The following is a 16,785-nucleotide window of genomic DNA, read 5'->3' on the forward strand; positions in this document are numbered from 1 at the left end:
CTCAGGCGCCGTGAAACGCCGGGATGACGAGGTAGATGCCGTAGATCACCGCCGCGGCGACGCCCGCGAAGCACACGAGGCCGGCGGCGGTGGCGGGCAGCGGACGCGGGTGAGGGCGCGGCACCGCGACCGCCGTCGGGCCTTCAGGGTCGTCGCCGGCCGGAACCCGTATGTCGGATGCCCCGACGGCGAGGAACCGGATGCCGAGGGCGTACAGCCCCACGATGGTGACGGTGACGGTCATTCCCACGACGAACACGAGGAGGATCGATGCCCCCTCCTCGCTGAGCCATTCGTTCATGCGCGTTCTCCTTCGGGCTGACGCTGGCCGAGTCTGTCGGCATCCACGGACTCGTCGTTGACGTTCTCGGCGGAAACAGGACGGCGTCGCGCGAGCACGAAGAGCCCTGCGCACGCGGCGAGGCCGACGACCAGGACGACCACGAGCCCCGCCACACCCGTGGATGCCGCCCACGCTCCGCCGCCGCCGACGATGGCCGCCGCGGGCAGCGTGACGACCCAGGCGAAGGCGATACGCGTCACGACGTTCCAGTGAACGGAGGCGAGGCGTCGGCCGAGTCCCGAGCCGATGACGGCGCCCGAGGTGACTTGCGTGGTCGACAGCGGGAAGCCGAGCGTCGACGAGATGAGGATCGTCGAGGCGGCACTCGTCTCGGCCGCGAAACCCTGGGGCGGCTTGACCTCGGTGATGCGCTTGCCGACCGTGCGCATGATGCGCCATCCGCCCAGGTAGGTGCCGAGGGCGATCGCGCCTCCCGCGCTGAGGATGACCCACAGCTGGGGTCCGGTCCCCGCTTCCTGCGCCCCGGCGACGATGAGCGTGAGGGTGATGACTCCCATGGTCTTCTGCGCGTCGTTGGTGCCGTGCGCCAGCGAGACGAGGGATGCCGACACCGTCTGGCCGTGCCGGAACGCGGTCGTCGAACCGGCCACCGTCGCCATTCTCGTGATGCGGTAGACGAGGTAGGTCGCCACGAGCGCGACGATGCCCGCGATGAACGGCGACAGCAGGGCGGGCAGCACGATCTTGGAGAGGACGCCGCCCCATTCGACAGCCTGGAAGCCGACCCCGATCACCGCGGCGCCGATGAGACCACCGAAAAGCGCATGCGTGGAGCTGGAGGGGAGCCCCAGCCACCAGGTGAGCAGGTTCCAGATGACCGCGCCCATGAGGCCGGCGAAGATCATGGGGACCGTGATCTGGGGCAGACCTCGGTCGTCCTGGGCCAGGATTCCCTCCGACACCGTCTTGGCGACGGCGGTGGACAGGAATGCACCGACCAGATTCAACACCGCGGAGATGAGCACCGCGACCTTGGGCTTCAGAGCCCCCGTGGCGACCGAGGTCGCCATCGCGTTGGCCGTGTCATGGAAGCCGTTGGTGAAGTCGAAGAAGATCGCGAGAGCGATGACAAGAAGGACGGGTATGACGACGGCGAGATCCACCGCGGCTCCGTTCGGAAGGGTGATGTCGAGGCGGGTCGGTCGACCCGGCGACACGGTAGACCTCGAGGGTGACCAGGAGGTTCCCTTCCGCCGCGGCGCGAAGAGGCGTACTCTCCGCGCACGCCTCACACGGCCTGAGCGAACCCGGCGTCGGCGGCGGCGATGTCTTTCGCGAGGTGGGCCAGGTGTGGTGGGATCTCGCGGCCCTTCGACACCATGGACTGCGCCCAGAGGCGCCCCGCGCGGTACGACGAGCGCACCAGGGGCCCCGCGAGCACGCCGAGGAAGCCGATGCGTTCCGCCTCCTCCTTGAACTCGACGAACTCTGCAGGCTTCACCCACCGCTGGACGGGCAGGTGCCGTGGCGTCGGACGCAAGTACTGCGTGATCGTGATGATGTCGGTCCCGGCCTCGTGCAGGTCGTTCAGGGCTTGGACGACCTCCTCCGGCTCCTCGCCCATCCCGAGGATGAGGTTCGACTTGGTGATCAGTCCCGCGTCGCGTGCGGCGGTCAGCACGCCGAGTGAGCGGTCGTAGCGGAACGCGGGACGGATGCGCTTGAAGATGCGCGGCACCGTCTCGACGTTGTGCGCGAACACCTCGGGCCGCGACGAGAACACCTCGTCGAGGTGCGCGGGGTCGCCCGAGAAGTCGGTCGCGAGGATCTCCACGCCCGTGCCCGGGTTCTCGGCGTGGATGCGCCGCACCGTCTCGGCGTGCAGCCAGGCGCCCTCGTCGGGGAGGTCGTCGCGCGCGACACCCGTGACCGTGGCGTATCGCAGCTGCATGCGGGTCACGCTCTCGGCGACGCGGCGGGGCTCGTCCGTGTCGTAGTCGGCGGGCTTGCCGGTGTCGATCTGGCAGAAGTCGCAGCGACGCGTGCACTGCGATCCGCCGATGAGGAACGTGGCCTCGCGGTCTTCCCAGCACTCGAAGATGTTCGGGCAGCCGGCCTCCTGGCACACCGTGTGCAACTCCTCGCTCTTCACGAGACTCTGCAGAGCGGTGTACTCCGGGCCCATCTTGGCTTTGGTCTTGATCCACTCGGGCTTGCGCTCGATGGGGGTCTCGGCATTGCGGACCTCCAGTCGCAGGAGCTTGCGTCCGTTGGGGGCAGTGGATGCCGGCACCCCCGCCGTTCCGGTTCCGCACGTGGTCATGCCGCCACCGCCGCGTACTCGGCGCGGAACACGCGCTCGATCTCGGGGAGCAGATCGGCGGGGGAGATCTCGGCACCGATCACCTCACGAACGGTGGTGACTCCGGCATCCGAGATCCCGCACGGAACGATGTGGCGGAATCCCGCGAGTGTGTTGTCGCAGTTGACGGCGAAGCCGTGCATGGTCACTCCTCTTTCCACGCGGACGCCGATCGCCGCGACTTTGTCGACGCCGAGCGGACGTCGTACCCACACCCCACTGCGGCCGTCGACGCGGAAACCGTCGACACCGAAGGGGGAGAGGGCGGCGATCAGCAGGGACTCGAGCCGCCGCACGTGCGCGACGACGTCGAGGGGTTCGGGGAGGCGCACGATCGGGTAGCCGACGAGCTGGCCGGGGCCGTGCCACGTGATCTTGCCGCCCCGGTCGACGTCGATGACGGGCGTGCCGTCGTCCGGGCGCTCGTGATCTTCCGTGCGCTTGCCGGCGGTGTAGACGGCCTCATGCTCCAGGAGCAGCAATGTGTCGGGACGATCGCCGGAGACGACGTCGTGATGCACTGCTCGCTGATGGGCCCAGCCGTCGAGGTACGGGACGTAGTGCGGGGACAGCCCCACGTGGTGGATGTCGATCATCGACCGCCTCCGATGTTGGATTGAGTCCAACAATACACATCTCGACCAGCCCTAGGCTGGGGCGGTGACCTCGGAACCCCGGAGCGGACGGCCGCGCGCCTCCTCGCGCGAGGTGCTCGCGGAAGCCGCGTGTGAACTCTTCCTCGAGCGGGGGTACGACGCCACGAGCGTCTCCGACATCACGCGGCGCGCCGGCGTCAGCCGTTCGAGCTTCTTCAACTACTTCTCCGCGAAGAGCGACGTCCTCTGGTCGGGCTTCGACGCGCAGGCCGCGCGCGGAGTGTCGCTCCTCCAGGACGGGGAGGCTGTGGTCGCTGCCCTCGCCTCCATCGGCGACGGCCTCGCTCCCGACGCCCTCGCGCTCGCCATCACCAACGCCGACACCATGGGGATCGCCGCGGAGCTCGACCGGGATCGCGCCGTGCGCCAGTTCCGTCTGCAGCGAGACGTGTCAGCGCGACTCGTGAGGGACGGTGAGACGCCGCTGCGGGCACAGGTTCGCGCGGGCGCGCTCTCAGCTGCCGTGCTCGCCGCGGTCTGGGCGTGGGCGGATCGCACCGCATCGGGACCGTCCCTCCCGGACACCCTGGCCGACGCCCTCGCTGCGACCTGAGAGCGCGCCGGGGCGGCGAGGGCCTTCCTGCCCGCGTAAACTCGTCTCATCATGGCGACTTTCGGCACCCTCTCCGACCGGCTCACAGAGACCTTCCGCAACCTCCGGAAGAAGGGCCAGCTCACCCCCGCCGACGTCGACGGGACGGTCCGCGAGATCCGCCGCGCGCTGCTCGACGCCGACGTCGCGCTGCCGGTGGTCAAGGAGTTCACCGCCGCGGTGCGCGAGCGCGCCCTCGGCGACGAGGTGAACCGCGCGCTGAACCCCGCGCAGCAGGTCGTGCAGATCGTCAACGACGAGCTCATCGGCATCCTCGGCGGTCAGCAGCGTCGCCTGCAGTTCGCCAAGAACCCCCCGACGGTCATCATGCTCGCCGGTCTCCAGGGCTCGGGAAAGACGACTTTCGCCGGCAAACTCGCGAAGATGCTGGAGAAGGACGGCCACACACCGCTTCTCGTCGCGTGCGACCTTCAGCGTCCCAACGCCGTCAACCAGCTCCAGGTCGTCGCCGAGCGCGCGGGAGCAGCGATCTACGCCCCGGAACCCGGCAACGGCGTCGGCGACCCGGTGAAGGTCGCTCGTGACGGAGTCGCCTACGCGACGCGTCAGCAGCACGACATCGTCATCATCGACACCGCCGGCCGTCTCGGCGTCGACGCGGAGCTGATGCAGCAGGCGTCCGACATCCGCACGGCGACGCAGCCCGACGAGGTGCTGTTCGTCATCGACGCGATGATCGGTCAGGATGCGGTGAACACCGCCAAGGCGTTCCAGGACGGCGTCGATTTCACCGGTGTCGTGCTGTCCAAGCTCGACGGCGACGCGCGCGGTGGCGCCGCTCTCTCGGTCGCGTCGGTGACCGGGCGACCCATCATCTTCGCGTCGACCGGTGAGGGTCTCGACGACGTCGAGCCCTTCCACCCCGACCGCATGGCATCCCGCATCCTCGACCTCGGTGACATCCTCACCCTGATCGAGCAGGCGCAGTCGGCCTTCGACGAGGCCGAGGCGATGAAGGTCGCCGAGAAGCTCGCGACCGAGACCTTCACGCTCGAGGACTTCCTCGAGCAGATGCAGCAGATGAAGAAGATGGGCTCCATGAAGAAGATGCTCGGGATGCTCCCGGGCATGGGAAACATGAAGCAACAGCTCGAGGACTTCGACGAGCGCGAGATCGACCGAACGGAGGCGATCATCCGTTCGATGACTCCGGGGGAGCGTCGCAACCCCAAGGTCCTCAACGGTTCCCGACGTCTGCGTATCGCGCGGGGCTCGGGCATGACCGTGACCGACGTCAACCAGCTGGTCCAGCGCTTCGAGCAGGCCGCGAAGATGATGAAAACCGTCGCGCGCGGTGGAGTGCCCAACATCCCCGGCATGGGGCCGGTGGGCGGCAAGCCCGGCGCGTCCTCCAAGCGCGGCAAGCAGCAGAAGGCGAAGGGCTCTCGCTCAGGAAACCCGGCCAAGCGTGCGGCGGAGAACGCGGGCATCGCGGCATCCGCCACTCCGACCGGGTCCGGTTTCGGCTTGGGCGGTCAGAAGGCGCCGACCGAGGCCGACCTCGCGGAGCTGCAGAAGATGCTCGGTCGCGGCTGAGTCGAGTTCGACTCAGGGCAGCACACCGGCGTCCTGCAGCGCCGATACGATCGTCTGCTCGATCGCCTTCTGGCCGCGCGCGGTGGGGTGCACGTCGTCGTCCTGGAGCCACTCCGGGTGGCCGACGAGGGGCTGGCCCACATCGATGTACGTTCCGCCCACCTCGTCGATCGCGTCATGCAGAGCGTCGGAGGTGACCGCCGTGTCATCGGGGACGTCGGGGTCGTCGTTCCAGATGGTGCTCAGGCCCACGATCTGCGCCGTCGGCGCGGCCTCGTGCAGCTCGTCGACCGTGGCGGCGGTCGCGGACCGGATGTCGTCGGAGTCCTGCCAGAAATCGTTGCTCGACGACTCCACGATCAACAGTTCGGGCTGCAGCGCGGCGACAGCGGGGGCGAATCCTGCGTACGCCGTTCCGCATTCGCCCTCGACGACGAAGCCCATCCCGCCGCACGCGAGGTTCGTCAGCGCGAGGTGGGATCGGGATGCCATGAGGTCGGGCCAGGCTTCTCCGAGATCCAGACCCGCCCCCGACATGAGCGAATCACCCACCGTCACGACCCGCAGACGCGGGGGAGTCGACGAGCTGGGCGCGGGGGCCGGTGACTCGACGGCGAAGGTCAAGTCCGGCTGCGAGGCGGTCGGTTCGGGCGCGCACGCGGTCAACGTCACGGCCAGGCCCACTACCAGCGCGACCGACGTTGTCCGGAAGCGGGCGCGCACGGTGGTCATGGCGTGATCCTAAAGGCGGGCGGCTATGAGAATCCGCCGAAGCCCCCGTGCGAGGGACGGGTCAGACACGCAGCGCGGCGAGGTGCTCACGCAGGGTCGGCCCCGCGCGGAACTCCCGGATGAGGTGCTGGACCACCTCACGAAGATCGCCGTCCGCGGCTTCGGCGATGGCGATCTGACGGGCTGAGCTGCCACCTGTCGAGAGGATCGTCTCGAGCCCGGCGAACTCGCGCGCGCACTTCAGTTCGAGGGCGATGTCGGCGATCTGCTCCATCGTCTCCTGGAGGTGTTCCACGACGTGACGCTGGGTGCCCTGGCGGTCGACGATCACGCGCGCGTCGAGGCCGTAGCGGGCGGCGCGCCACTTGTTCTCGCGCGCGAACCACGGCGGGACGCCGGGAAGGTCCTTGCCCTCGTCGAGAAGTCGCGAGAAGTGCTCGACGAGGGTCTGCGCGAGAGCCGCGACCGCGGCGAGTTCGGGGAGCGTCGACATCCCGTCGCACGCACGGATCTCCACCGTGCCCCAGCGCGGTGCCGGACGGATGTCCCACCTCACCTCACTGGCATCCGCCATCACGCCCGTGCGGACCATGTCATCGAGGTAGGACTCGAACTGCTCCCAGGTCTCCAGCTGCCATGGCAGTCCGGCGGTGGGCAGCTGCTGAAAGACCAGGGAGCGATTCGAGACGTATCCGGTCCGCTCCCCGGCCCAGAAGGGGCTGGATGCCGAAAGCGCCTGGAGATGGGGGAGATAGACGGTCAACGCGTTGACGATGGGCAGGACTTTGTCGACGTCGTCGACACCGACGTGGACGTGCACACCCCAGATCATCATGTTGCGCCCCCACCACTGGGTGCGATCGATGAGCGTGCGGTACCGGGTCTTGTCGGTGACCTGCTGGTCGAACCACTGGGCGAACGGGTGGCTCCCGGCGCAGAGCAGCTCGATGCCGCGCGGCTCGGTCTCCTCGCGCAGGGCGCCAATGGCGTCTGCGATGTCGTCGACCGCCTCGGCCACCGTGGACCCCACCCCGCTGGTGACCTCGACGGTGTTGGTCAGCAGCTCACCGGTGACCGTGAAGCGCTCCAACGCCGTGCGCTCTTCCACGAGGTCGAGGATCTCGGGAGCACGCGGGACGAGGTCGCCGGTAGCGCGGTCGGCGAGCATGAGCTCCCACTCCAGCCCCACGGACGAGCGCGTCGATGAAGCGAACTGCAGGGTCATGCGGTCAGTCTGACACGGGAGACACGGCACGCCATGTTTCGCGCCATGCCGTGTCATCTGGCAGAATAGAGGGTCGGACCAGGCACTCGACCCTCTATCCAGTGTCGGCCCGCCTTTTTTGAGCTTCCGCCGGGTGTGCACCCCACGCTCCAGGCGATCAGTTCGTTCGCTTTTCACCATTCAGGAGAAAATTCGTGGCTGTCAAGATTCGTCTCAAGCGTCTCGGTAAGATCCGTGCGCCCTATTACCGCATCGTCGTCGCCGACTCGCGCACCAAGCGCGATGGTCGCGTGATCGAGGAGATCGGCAAGTACCACCCGACCGAGGAGCCCTCGTTCATCGAGGTCGACTCCGAGCGCGCCCAGTACTGGCTGTCGGTCGGCGCCCAGCCCACCGAGCAGGTCGCGGCGATCCTCAAGCTCACGGGCGACTGGGGCAAGTTCAAGGGCGACAAGAACGCCGTCTCGACCGTCAAGGTGCGCGAGCCCAAGGCGGCTTTCGAGGCCGACTCCGCCAAGAAGTCGGTCGTCAAGCCCAAGGCCGAGAAGAAGGCGGAGGCCCCCGCGGCCGACGCCTCGGCCGACGACGCCGCCGAGACCTCGGCCGAGTAAGTCCCGTGCTGTCCGCCGCGCTCGAACACGTCGTCAAGGGGATCGTCGATCACCCCGAAGACGTGACCATCCGTTCCAGCACCTCGCCTCGCGGCGACGTGCTGGAGGTTCGCGTGCACCCCGATGATCGGGGTCGCGTGATCGGGCGCGGCGGTCGCACCGCCAAGGCGCTGCGCACGCTCATCACGGCCCTCGCCGACGGCCGCCGCGTGCGCGTCGACGTCGCCGACGACTGATGGCGTCCGACGACACCGCGGGCTCACAGCCCGCCAAGACCCAGCTCCGCGTGGGGCGGCTCGTCAAGGCTCACGGCCTGAAGGGCGCCTTCAAGCTCGAGCTGTACACCGATGACCCCGAGGGTCGTTTCGTGCCGGGCAACACCTTCACTCTGCAGGTGCCCGAGTCCTCGCCGTGGCATGGGCGCCCGTTGACGGTTCGTGAGTTCCGCTGGATGAACTCGCATCCCGTCGCCTTCTTCGAGGGCGTCGACGACCGCACTGCCGCTGAAGAGCTCGTGAAGGCGATCCTGTGGATCGACCAGGACACCGCGGACGCCCCGGCAGAGGACGACGCCTGGTACGACCACCAGCTCGTCGGCCTCGAGGTCGTGCGGGACGGCGAGATCGTGGGGCGCGTCGTGCGCGTCGACCACTTCCCCGCTCAAGACCTGCTGATCGTGCGTCCGTCGGGCGAGGATCGCGAGGTGCTCGTCCCGTTCGTGAGTGCGATCGTCCCCGACGTCGACATCGCCGGCGGTCGCGTGGTCGTCACGCCCCCGGCGGGGCTCTTCGAAGACCTCCCGAGCGACGAGAACGACGAGCCGGAACCCGTCGAGGGCGCGTCCGACGCCGATGAATCCGACGGTTCCGCGTCCGCCGACGACGAGGCCGTCGACACGGACGAGACGCACACGTCCCGCGAGGACTGACGTGCGCATCGACGTCGTCTCGATCTTCCCGACGATCTTCGACGCCCTCGAGGTGTCGCTGCTCGGCAAGGCCCGAACGACGGGACTCCTCGACGTTCGCGTACACGATCTGCGTGACTACACCCACGATCGCCACCGCACCGTCGATGACACGCCCTACGGCGGGGGTGCGGGAATGGTCATGAAGCCGGAGCCGTGGGGTGAGGCCCTCGACGAGATCGCAAGTGGTGTCCCCGAACGTCCCGTCATCATCTTCCCGTCGCCCGCGGGGGAGAGGTTCACGCAGGCCACCGCGAGGGAACTCTCCGCGGCCCCGCACCTCGTCTTCGGATGCGGTCGTTACGAAGGCATCGACGAGCGTGTCTTCGACTACGCTGCCGAACTCGGTGACGTACGCCTGATCAGCCTGGGCGACTACGTCCTCAACGGCGGCGAGGTCGCCGTCATGGCGATGATCGAGGCGATCGGCCGCCTCATTCCCGGGGTGGTCGGCAACCCGGAGAGCCTGGTGGAGGAGTCTCATGAGGACGGCCTCCTCGAGTACCCCTCGTACACGAAGCCGTCCGTATGGCGCGGCCGCGAAGCCCCACCGGTGCTGCTGAGCGGCAACCACGGCGCCGTCGCGGCATGGCGGCGCGATCAGCAGCTCGTCCGCACACGCGAGCGCCGGCCAGACCTCCTGGCCGACTGAGTTCCCGTTCGGGCACGACGGATGCCACGACCCGAAGGCCGCGGCATCCGCGATCCGAGGTCAGTCCACGCCCAGGAAGGATCGGTCGGTCAGCACGATCGGCCCATCTGCGGTGATCGCGACGGTGTGCTCCGAGTGAGCACCGCGGGAGCCGTCGGCGCTGCGGAGCGTCCACCCGTCGGGGTCGGTGACGAGCTCATCGGTGGTCTGCAGGAACCAGGGCTCGAGAGCGACGACCAGCCCAGCGCGCAGCGGGTAGCCTCGCCCGGCCTTTCCATCGTTGGCGACGTGCGGGTCGCCGTGCATCGTGCGGCCGACACCGTGTCCACCGAAGTCGGTGTTGATGCTGAGACCCTCGGCGCGGGCGACGGCGGCGACCGCTGCGGAGATGTCGCCGATCTTGTGGCCGACGGTCGCGGCATCGATCGCCGCGGCGAGAGCCCGCTCGGTCGTGTCGATCAAGGCGAGGTCCTCCTCGCGGGGCGTGCCCACGACGAACGACACGGCCGAGTCGGCCACCCATCCGTCGACGGATGCCGCGAAGTCGAGCGATACGAGGTCACCGTCGCGCAGCACGTAGTCGTGGGGCAGCCCGTGGAGCACGGCGTCGTTGATCGACGTGCACAGCACCTTGCCGAAGGGGCTGGCCCCGAACGACGGGTGGTAGTCGATATAGCAGGACTCGGCGCCCGCGGCGCGGATCATGTCGTGGGCGCGACGGTCGAGGTGGAGGAGGTTGGTGCCCACCTTGGTCTCGTCGCGCAGCGTGGCCAGCACCTCGGCGACAAAACGGCCGGCCGGCCGCATCGCCTCGATCTCGGCAGGGGTGCGCAGTTCGATCATCGGTGGTTCCCTTCGTCTCACCCATTCTCTCCGATTCCGCCCTCACCCCCGCCGCACTCCTGCGTCCCTCATAGCCGTCGCACAGTGTCGGTGCGTAGCCTCAATCCATGGTGCTTCGCCGAGTGTTCCTCCGCTGGCTGTTCCCGGCAGCCTTCGTCCTGCCACTGTGGCTGTTCGTGGGCTGGGTCGTGTTCGCCGGCGGGAGCGGGTGGGCGCTGTTGTGGTTGCTCATCGCGGCACCGACGGTCTTCGTCTCGCAACTGATTCTCACGCTGCTCGTACGCACGAGGTCCAGCGTCCGGACGACGGGAGCTGTGTCGTGGCGAGACGTGGTGAGCCTCGGCGTGTGGCACGTGGTGATCGTGGCTCTCGGCTTCTATGACTCGCGTGCGTTCTTCGCGCTGCTCGCGCTCAGTGTCGTAGGCGCCCTCGTCCTGTTCTGGTCGTCCCTGTCGCAGCTGTGGAACGAGGCCCGCGGATCGGTGACCGTTCTTCACGCCCCGGACGGCACGGCGTACATCCCGCCGGCGGCGGAGCGTCCGCGACCGCGCGTCGGAGGCGACGTCATCGTCGTGCCGGAGAGCCGCCCCCGGGACTGAGCCGGTTTGGTGCGCGTCGCGCGCCGTGGCAGAATAGGCGTTTGTGCCCTGACCGGCTCTGCCTCAGGGGAGTCCCGCCGCATCCGCGGCCTCGGGCACGCCTCACCTTTTCCCTCTTATCGTGCGATCGACCTGTGGCGGTCGCAGGAAGTGATGATCATGCAGATCCTCGACTCCGTCGACGCGGCCTCGCTCCGCTCCGACATCCCCCCCTTCGCTCCCGGCGACACCGTCAAGGTGCACGTCAACATCACCGAAGGCAACCGCTCGCGCATCCAGGTGTTCCAGGGCGTCGTCATCGGCCGCTCGGGCGACGGCGTGCGCGAGACCTTCTGCGTCCGCAAGGTCAGCTTCCAGGTCGGCGTCGAGCGCACCTTCCCGGTTCACAGCCCCGTGATCGACCACATCGAGGTCGTCACGCGCGGTGACGTGCGTCGCGCCAAGCTGTACTACCTGCGGAACCTCCGCGGCAAGAAGGCCAAGATCAAGGAGAAGCGCGACCGCTGAGTCCGCTCTCTCGAACGCCCCGTGGCCAGCCACGGGGCGTTCGGTGTTTTCACGGGGCCGCCGTCGGGCACGGGGCCCTCGATGTGCGACCCTTGTTCGTGCGGTTCTCCGATGTGCGGCGAGCCCGGTGAAGGATCTGCAATGAACGACCAGACCGCGTCGGCCCCGGATGCCACGGCGTCCGCCCCCTCGAATCGTCGGCGACGCGGCTGGGGAGCGTTTTTGCGCGACATCCTCGTCATCGTCCTCATCGCCTTGGTCGTGTCGTTCCTCGTCAAGACCTTCGTCGTCCGGTCGTTCTACATCCCGTCCGCCTCGATGAACAACACGCTCATCGAGCAGGATCGCATCCTGGTCGACGAGCTGACGCCGCGCTTCGGTGACTACTCCCGAGGCGACGTCGTCGTGTTCCGCGACCCGGGCGGGTGGCTTCCGGTCTCCACCCAGCCGTCGCGTCCCCCTCTCGAAGAGGGTGCCGATTGGGTGCTGTCGCTGTTCGGCCTCTCCGCCCCCGACAGTGACGACCACCTCATCAAGCGGGTGATCGGCACGCCCGGCGACCACGTCGTGTGCTGTAACGCGCTGGGCCAGACCTCTGTGAACGGCGTGCCCCTCGACGAGCCGTACGTGAAGCTGTCTCCGGGGGCGACCGCCCCCAACCCGGTCCCCTACGACATCACCGTCCCCGACGGTTCGCTCTGGGTGCTGGGGGACAATCGCAACAGCTCGAAGGACTCGCGGTTCAACCAGGAGCAGCCCGGGCACGGTTTCGTCCCGATCGACAATGTGGTCGGACGCGCGTTCCTCATCACCTGGCCCTTCTCGCGGTTCGGCCTGATCGACTTCCACCACAACGTCTTCGCGGGGGTGCCCGCGCCCGAGGCCGCGCCGTGATCGAGCCGACCCTCAGCCTGGAACGTCGGCTGCTCAGGGAGCACGCTCTCGTGATCGCGTGCGACGAGGTCGGCCGCGGCGCTCTGGCGGGACCGGTCGCCGTCGGCGCCGCGGTGATCGATCCCTCTCGTTCGCGCAAGCGGGTGCCCCCGGGGCTGCGCGACTCGAAGCTCGTCCCCGAAGCGCGCCGGCCCGAGGTCGCCGCGCGCGCCGCGGCGTTCGTTCAGCACAGCGCCGTGGGGTGGGCGAGCTCCGAGGAGATCGACGAGGTCGGGATCATCCGCGCCCTGGGGCTGGCCGCCGTCCGTGCGATCGCGGATCTGCGCGCGCACGGCGTCGTGCCCGAGGACGCGCTCGTGATCCTCGACGGAAACCACGACTACATCACTCCCGCCGGTGAAGCGGGACTCCGTGTCCGCCCGATCGTGAAGGCCGATCGCGACTGCGCGAGTGCGGCGGCGGCATCCGTCATCGCCAAGGTCGCTCGCGACACGGTGATGACCTTTCTCCACGACGATCTCCCGGCGTACGGCTGGGCACGCAACAAGGGATACGCGAGCCTCGATCACCGCGAGGCCATCTCCGTGCACGGCATGAGCGTCCATCACCGCCACTCCTGGGCGATCGCTGCGGCGCCGACGCTGTTCTGATCGAGACGCACGCAGGACGCGCCCGGCCGTCTCCGCCGTGCGGCCGGGGGGACGCCGCGCGCCTAGGATGGGATGACCATGGATGACGACGTCTTCGAGGATTACGACCGCGAACTCGAACTGGCCCTGTACCGCGAGTATCGCGACGTCGTGCAGCAGTTCCAGTATGTGATCGAGACCGAACGCCGGTTCTATCTGGCCAACGACGTCAACGTCGTCCGCCGTGACACCGAGCACGACTTCTACTTCGAGATCTCGATGTCGGACGTGTGGGTGTGGGACATCTACCGGGCGGACCGTTTCGTGAAGTCGGTGCGCGTGCTCACGTTCAAGGACGTCAACGTCGAGGAGCTCTCACGCCGCGATTTCCAGCTCCCTGAAGAGCTCTCACTCGACAACTGAGCGGTGGGCGCCGGAGGTTCGACCGTCCGGGCGATCCTCCTCCACAAGCGCTCATTCGGGTGATCCGTCCCCGGAACGGTCCGCTGCCACGACGGACACCGGCGACCGGATGCCACGCTCTCGGGCATGGCAGCGAAAGATGACCTCGGACGAGCCGGCGAAGACCGCGCCGTCGCTCACCTCCAGCGGAGCGGCTATCGCATTCTGGACAGGAATTGGCGGTGTCCGCAGGGAGAGATCGACATCGTGGCCGACCACCACGGCGCCCTCGTGGTGATCGAGGTGAAGACCCGCACGAGCGAGGCCTTCGGCCACCCCTTCGAGGCCATCGATCAGCGGAAGGCGGCCCGGTTGTGGCGTCTTGCGATGGCGTGGATGGCCGAGCACCCCGATGATGCACGAGGGCGGCGTCTGCGAATCGACGCGATCGCCCTCACCGGCGCGGAGCCCGCCACCGCGCGACTCGAACATCTCGAGGACGCGCTGTGACGGTGGCGCGCACGTGGGCGGTGGCTCTGTCGGGACTGCGCGGTGACCTCGTCGAGGTCGAGGCCGACCTGTCCCAGCAGACCCCGGAGTTCTCCATCATCGGCCTTCCCGACAAGGCTCTCGGCGAGGCTGGTCGTCGCGTCCGCAACGCGTGCGCGAACCGCGCGCTCGATCTCCCCAAGCGCCGGATCACGGTGAACCTCTCACCCGCGAGCCTGCCGAAGCGCGGTTCGGGGTTCGACGTCGCGATCGCCGTGGCGGCACTGGCGACGACCGGCTTGATGGAGTCCACCCGCGTCGCGACGACGGTGCATATCGGCGAGCTCGGTCTCGACGGTCGGCTTCGTCCGGTCCCGGGCGTTCTTCCGGCCGTGGTCGCGGCGCACCGCGCCGGCCTCCGCCGCGTCGTGGTTCCCGCAGCCAACGCGGACGAAGCGATGCTCGTCGACGGCATGGACGTGTGCGCGGCGACCTGCCTGGCTGAGGTCGTCCGGTGGCACGGAGGCGTCTGCGAGGCGCCGGATCTCGAGCCTGTCCTCCCCTCGGCAGCTCCGCAGGCCGATGGTCCTCCGCTCGAGCTCGCCGACGTGGTCGGACAACCGGACGCGGTGGACGCGCTCGTGGTCGCCGCAGCCGGTGGGCATCACATCCTCATGAGCGGACCGCCCGGCGCCGGCAAGACGATGCTGGCGCGGCGGCTTCCCGGCATCCTTCCCGACCTCGACGATGAGGCAGCGCTCTCGGTCGCGTCGGTGCGTTCCCTGTCCGGGGAGACGGTGGTGCGCCTCTCGCGGACCCCGCCCTTCGAGAGCCCGCATCACGGTGCGAGTGCGGCGGCTCTCATCGGCGGCGGATCGGGCGTGGTGCGCCCGGGGGCCATCGCGCGCGCGAGCGACGGCGTCCTCTTCCTCGACGAAGGTGGCGAGTTCCCCGCCTCGGTGCTCGACGCCCTGCGACAACCCCTCGAAAGCGGGGTGATCCACCTGCATCGGTCCGGGGTCGCGGCGACGTATCCCGCCCGATTCCAGCTCGTGGTCGCCACGAATCCCTGCCCCTGTGGGCAGTACGGAGTCCCGGGAGGAGCCTGCGAGTGCGCTCCCCAGGCCATTCGCCGATATACCCGCCGCCTCTCGGGACCACTCCTCGACCGCATCGATATCGACCTGCGGCTCCAGCGCGTCTCTGCGGCGCGACGCGAGGATGAGACCACGACGGTCACGACGCGACACGCGCGGGAGATCGTGAGTGCGGCGCGAGCTCGCGCCGCACGACGCTGGGCCGAAACGCCGTGGTCACGTAACGCGGATGTTCCCGGTACGTGGTTGCGCGGACCCGCCGCGCCCGCGCCGGAGGTGCTCCGCCCCTTGGACACCGCGCTCCGGCGCGGTGCACTGACGCTTCGCGGATACGACCGACTGCTGCGGGTCGCGTGGACGGTTTCCGACATCGCAGAACACGACGCGATGACCGTCGACGACGTCGGGCGGGCACTGTACCTGCGGCGGGGGATGAGCGCGTGACACTTCCTGAGCTGTCGCGCGACGTGGCGCGGGCGGTGCTCGCGCCGATCGGTGGCGGGCCGCCGGGCGGGGAGATCGAGGCCTATGCGCGCGTCGTCTGGAACGTCATCGCGGAGCCTGGGGACGGAACGGCGGGCGCTTTGATCGCGGCGGTAGGCCCCGCAGAGGCTCTGCGCATCGCGTCGACGCCGGCCGACGACGAGTGGCACGAGGCCCGTGCTCGCTGGACGCCGCGTCTGCGGCCCGAGGCCGTCCGCGCCTCGCTGGCCGCCGCGGGGCGTGCGGGGGCGCAGCTGGTCGTGCCGGGGAACCCCCGGTGGCCCACACGCGTCGACGACCTCGGCGTGCACGCGCCGATCGCACTGTGGGTGCGCGGGTCGGCAGACGCGAATGCCACGGCGGCCGTCGCCATCGTCGGGGCGCGCGCGGCGACCGCGTACGGCGAAGGAGTCACCGCCAATCTCGCTGCCGAGCTGAGCGGTTCGGGGGTCGCCGTCGTGTCCGGGGCGGCGTACGGCATCGACGGTGCCGCCCATCGAGCCGCTCTCTCCGCGGGAGGAAAGACGATCGCCTTCCTGGCAGGAGGTGTCGATCGCCCCTACCCTCGTGGGCACGAGGGACTGCTGACGCGGATCGCGGATACCGGCGCCGTGTGGAGCGAGACGCCGTGCGGGGCGAGTCCTACGAAGTGGCGATTCCTCTCCCGCAACAGACTGATCGCCGCCATGGCCGACGCTGTCGTCGTCGTCGAGGCGGGATGGAGAAGTGGCTCGCTGAACACGGCGGCGCACGCCGCGACCCTCGGTCGAGCGCTCGGAGCGGTGCCCGGGCCGATCACGTCAGCGGCGTCAGCCGGCTGTCACCGCATCCTGCGGGAGTACGACGGGGTGTGCGTGACGTCGGCGGACGACGTGCGGGAGATGCTCGGTGACCGTCACGCGATACCCGAGGAGACCGAGTCCCTACGGTGGGCAGGTCGAACCGACGATTCGACGCGTGTGCTCGACGCGTTGTCGAGACGGGTCGGACGAGAGCCGGAGGAGATCGCCCGTCGCAGTGGACTGGCTCCTGCTCAGGTGCGGACGCTGCTCGGCCTCGCCGAGCTCGCCGGTCGCGCGGCCCGAGACGACGACGGCGGATGGCGCGCCGCGGGGTCGTGAGACAGGTCCCGGATGACGCGCAGGCGCCACCAGGGACGGCGCGCCTTCGCGCCCCTGCGCGCG

General features: G+C 69.0%; 21 protein-coding genes. 14 read left to right on the forward strand and 7 right to left on the reverse strand.

Annotated elements, in window-relative coordinates:
- Nucleotide 1 precedes the first annotated feature (1 nt).
- From PIR02_15525 to lipB, 4 genes are all read right to left on the reverse strand, one after another.
- On the reverse strand, nucleotides 2-301 hold the full coding sequence (locus tag PIR02_15525; GenBank protein WZH36158.1) for a hypothetical protein: 300 nt from the start codon (nucleotides 299-301) through the stop codon (nucleotides 2-4).
- Nucleotides 298-1,467, reverse strand: a complete 1,170-nt coding sequence (locus PIR02_15530) for an inorganic phosphate transporter (protein WZH36159.1) — start codon at nucleotides 1,465-1,467, stop codon at nucleotides 298-300. The genes PIR02_15525 and PIR02_15530 overlap by 4 nt, the downstream gene beginning before the upstream one ends.
- Nucleotides 1,468-1,592: 125 nt before the next feature.
- Nucleotides 1,593-2,627 (reverse strand): lipoyl synthase, encoded by a 1,035-nt coding sequence (gene lipA, locus PIR02_15535; protein WZH36160.1) that lies wholly within the window; start codon nucleotides 2,625-2,627, stop codon nucleotides 1,593-1,595.
- A complete protein-coding gene (gene lipB, locus PIR02_15540) occupies nucleotides 2,624-3,262 on the reverse strand; it encodes a lipoyl(octanoyl) transferase LipB (GenBank protein WZH36161.1) in 639 nt (212 codons plus the stop codon). Before lipB ends, lipA begins: the two co-directional genes overlap by 4 nt.
- 64 nt (nucleotides 3,263-3,326) lie before the next feature.
- On the opposite strand from lipB, the gene PIR02_15545 reads away from it, so the two are divergent.
- Nucleotides 3,327-3,875 carry a helix-turn-helix domain containing protein gene (locus PIR02_15545; protein WZH36162.1) on the forward strand — a complete coding sequence of 183 codons (549 nt, stop codon included), beginning with the start codon at nucleotides 3,327-3,329 and terminating at the stop codon, nucleotides 3,873-3,875.
- Nucleotides 3,876-3,926: 51 nt separating this feature from the next.
- Nucleotides 3,927-5,471, forward strand: a complete 1,545-nt coding sequence (gene ffh, locus PIR02_15550; GenBank protein WZH36163.1) for a signal recognition particle protein — start codon at nucleotides 3,927-3,929, stop codon at nucleotides 5,469-5,471.
- Between the two features lie 12 nt (nucleotides 5,472-5,483).
- On the opposite strand, the gene PIR02_15555 is transcribed toward ffh, so the two are convergent.
- The gene (locus PIR02_15555) at nucleotides 5,484-6,203 is read right to left on the reverse strand and encodes an SGNH/GDSL hydrolase family protein (GenBank protein WZH36164.1); all 720 of its coding nucleotides are present in this window, start codon (nucleotides 6,201-6,203) and stop codon (nucleotides 5,484-5,486) included.
- A 61-nt stretch (nucleotides 6,204-6,264) separates the two neighbouring features.
- Nucleotides 6,265-7,428: a glutamate--cysteine ligase gene (locus PIR02_15560; protein ID WZH36165.1), complete on the reverse strand. Its 1,164-nt coding sequence runs from the start codon at nucleotides 7,426-7,428 to the stop codon at nucleotides 6,265-6,267.
- Nucleotides 7,429-7,622: 194 nt separating this feature from the next.
- Here PIR02_15560 and rpsP point away from each other — a divergent pair, with 194 nt between their 5' ends.
- From rpsP to trmD, 4 genes are read left to right on the forward strand one after another with little or no spacing between them, the layout of a single operon-like run.
- The gene (gene rpsP / locus PIR02_15565; GenBank protein WZH36166.1) at nucleotides 7,623-8,039 is read left to right on the forward strand and encodes a 30S ribosomal protein S16; all 417 of its coding nucleotides are present in this window, start codon (nucleotides 7,623-7,625) and stop codon (nucleotides 8,037-8,039) included.
- A gap of 5 nt (nucleotides 8,040-8,044) precedes the next feature.
- Nucleotides 8,045-8,275, forward strand: coding sequence for an RNA-binding protein (locus PIR02_15570; GenBank protein WZH36167.1), 231 nt, complete (start codon nucleotides 8,045-8,047; stop codon nucleotides 8,273-8,275).
- Nucleotides 8,275-8,967 carry a ribosome maturation factor RimM gene (gene rimM / locus PIR02_15575; protein WZH36168.1) on the forward strand — a complete coding sequence of 231 codons (693 nt, stop codon included), beginning with the start codon at nucleotides 8,275-8,277 and terminating at the stop codon, nucleotides 8,965-8,967. Before PIR02_15570 ends, rimM begins: the two co-directional genes overlap by 1 nt.
- A 1-nt stretch (nucleotide 8,968) precedes the next feature.
- Nucleotides 8,969-9,658: a tRNA (guanosine(37)-N1)-methyltransferase TrmD gene (gene trmD / locus PIR02_15580; GenBank protein WZH36169.1), complete on the forward strand. Its 690-nt coding sequence runs from the start codon at nucleotides 8,969-8,971 to the stop codon at nucleotides 9,656-9,658.
- A gap of 60 nt (nucleotides 9,659-9,718) precedes the next feature.
- Here the strand turns inward: trmD and map are convergent, their stop codons facing one another.
- The gene (map, locus tag PIR02_15585; protein ID WZH36170.1) at nucleotides 9,719-10,501 is read right to left on the reverse strand and encodes a type I methionyl aminopeptidase; all 783 of its coding nucleotides are present in this window, start codon (nucleotides 10,499-10,501) and stop codon (nucleotides 9,719-9,721) included.
- A 107-nt stretch (nucleotides 10,502-10,608) separates the two neighbouring features.
- On the opposite strand from map, the gene PIR02_15590 reads away from it, so the two are divergent.
- The 8 genes from PIR02_15590 to dprA all read left to right on the forward strand — a co-directional run bounded on the left by PIR02_15590 (nucleotide 10,609) and on the right by dprA (nucleotide 16,722).
- On the forward strand, nucleotides 10,609-11,100 hold the full coding sequence (locus PIR02_15590) for an MFS transporter permease (protein ID WZH36171.1): 492 nt from the start codon (nucleotides 10,609-10,611) through the stop codon (nucleotides 11,098-11,100).
- A gap of 159 nt (nucleotides 11,101-11,259) precedes the next feature.
- Nucleotides 11,260-11,607, forward strand: coding sequence for a 50S ribosomal protein L19 (gene rplS / locus PIR02_15595; protein ID WZH36172.1), 348 nt, complete (start codon nucleotides 11,260-11,262; stop codon nucleotides 11,605-11,607).
- A gap of 141 nt (nucleotides 11,608-11,748) precedes the next feature.
- Nucleotides 11,749-12,501 (forward strand): signal peptidase I, encoded by a 753-nt coding sequence (gene lepB, locus PIR02_15600; GenBank protein WZH36173.1) that lies wholly within the window; start codon nucleotides 11,749-11,751, stop codon nucleotides 12,499-12,501.
- Nucleotides 12,498-13,151: a ribonuclease HII gene (locus tag PIR02_15605; protein WZH36174.1), complete on the forward strand. Its 654-nt coding sequence runs from the start codon at nucleotides 12,498-12,500 to the stop codon at nucleotides 13,149-13,151. Before lepB ends, PIR02_15605 begins: the two co-directional genes overlap by 4 nt.
- A 78-nt stretch (nucleotides 13,152-13,229) precedes the next feature.
- On the forward strand, nucleotides 13,230-13,553 hold the full coding sequence (locus PIR02_15610; protein ID WZH36175.1) for a DUF2469 family protein: 324 nt from the start codon (nucleotides 13,230-13,232) through the stop codon (nucleotides 13,551-13,553).
- 126 nt (nucleotides 13,554-13,679) lie between these two features.
- Nucleotides 13,680-14,042, forward strand: coding sequence for a YraN family protein (locus tag PIR02_15615; protein WZH36176.1), 363 nt, complete (start codon nucleotides 13,680-13,682; stop codon nucleotides 14,040-14,042).
- A complete protein-coding gene (locus PIR02_15620; GenBank protein WZH36177.1) occupies nucleotides 14,039-15,562 on the forward strand; it encodes a YifB family Mg chelatase-like AAA ATPase in 1,524 nt (507 codons plus the stop codon). The genes PIR02_15615 and PIR02_15620 overlap by 4 nt, the downstream gene beginning before the upstream one ends.
- Entirely contained in the window at nucleotides 15,559-16,722 is a 1,164-nt protein-coding gene (gene dprA, locus PIR02_15625) for a DNA-processing protein DprA (protein WZH36178.1), read from the forward strand. Before PIR02_15620 ends, dprA begins: the two co-directional genes overlap by 4 nt.
- The last annotated feature ends 63 nt before the right edge of the window (nucleotides 16,723-16,785 follow it).

Origin of the sequence: Microbacterium enclense (genome assembly GCA_038182865.1) — a bacterium.
GTDB lineage: Bacteria > Actinomycetota > Actinomycetes > Actinomycetales > Microbacteriaceae > Microbacterium > Microbacterium enclense_B.

What these genes read in the sequence shown, in the direction of transcription:
- PIR02_15560 (WZH36165.1), bottom strand. Translation starts at nt 7,428, where the DNA reads ATGACCCTGCAGTTCGCTTCATCGACGCGCTCGTCCGTGGGGCTGGAG.
- lipA (WZH36160.1), bottom strand. Translation starts at nt 2,627, where the DNA reads ATGACCACGTGCGGAACCGGAACGGCGGGGGTGCCGGCATCCACTGCC.
- rimM (WZH36168.1), top strand. Translation starts at nt 8,275, where the DNA reads ATGGCGTCCGACGACACCGCGGGCTCACAGCCCGCCAAGACCCAGCTC.
- lepB (WZH36173.1), top strand. Translation starts at nt 11,749, where the DNA reads ATGAACGACCAGACCGCGTCGGCCCCGGATGCCACGGCGTCCGCCCCC.
- lipB (WZH36161.1), bottom strand. Translation starts at nt 3,262, where the DNA reads ATGATCGACATCCACCACGTGGGGCTGTCCCCGCACTACGTCCCGTAC.
- map (WZH36170.1), bottom strand. Translation starts at nt 10,501, where the DNA reads ATGATCGAACTGCGCACCCCTGCCGAGATCGAGGCGATGCGGCCGGCC.
- PIR02_15610 (WZH36175.1), top strand. Translation starts at nt 13,230, where the DNA reads ATGGATGACGACGTCTTCGAGGATTACGACCGCGAACTCGAACTGGCC.
- PIR02_15525 (WZH36158.1), bottom strand. Translation starts at nt 301, where the DNA reads ATGAACGAATGGCTCAGCGAGGAGGGGGCATCGATCCTCCTCGTGTTC.
- PIR02_15590 (WZH36171.1), top strand. Translation starts at nt 10,609, where the DNA reads ATGGTGCTTCGCCGAGTGTTCCTCCGCTGGCTGTTCCCGGCAGCCTTC.
- ffh (WZH36163.1), top strand. Translation starts at nt 3,927, where the DNA reads ATGGCGACTTTCGGCACCCTCTCCGACCGGCTCACAGAGACCTTCCGC.
- rplS (WZH36172.1), top strand. Translation starts at nt 11,260, where the DNA reads ATGCAGATCCTCGACTCCGTCGACGCGGCCTCGCTCCGCTCCGACATC.
- PIR02_15555 (WZH36164.1), bottom strand. Translation starts at nt 6,203, where the DNA reads ATGACCACCGTGCGCGCCCGCTTCCGGACAACGTCGGTCGCGCTGGTA.
- PIR02_15615 (WZH36176.1), top strand. Translation starts at nt 13,680, where the DNA reads ATGGCAGCGAAAGATGACCTCGGACGAGCCGGCGAAGACCGCGCCGTC.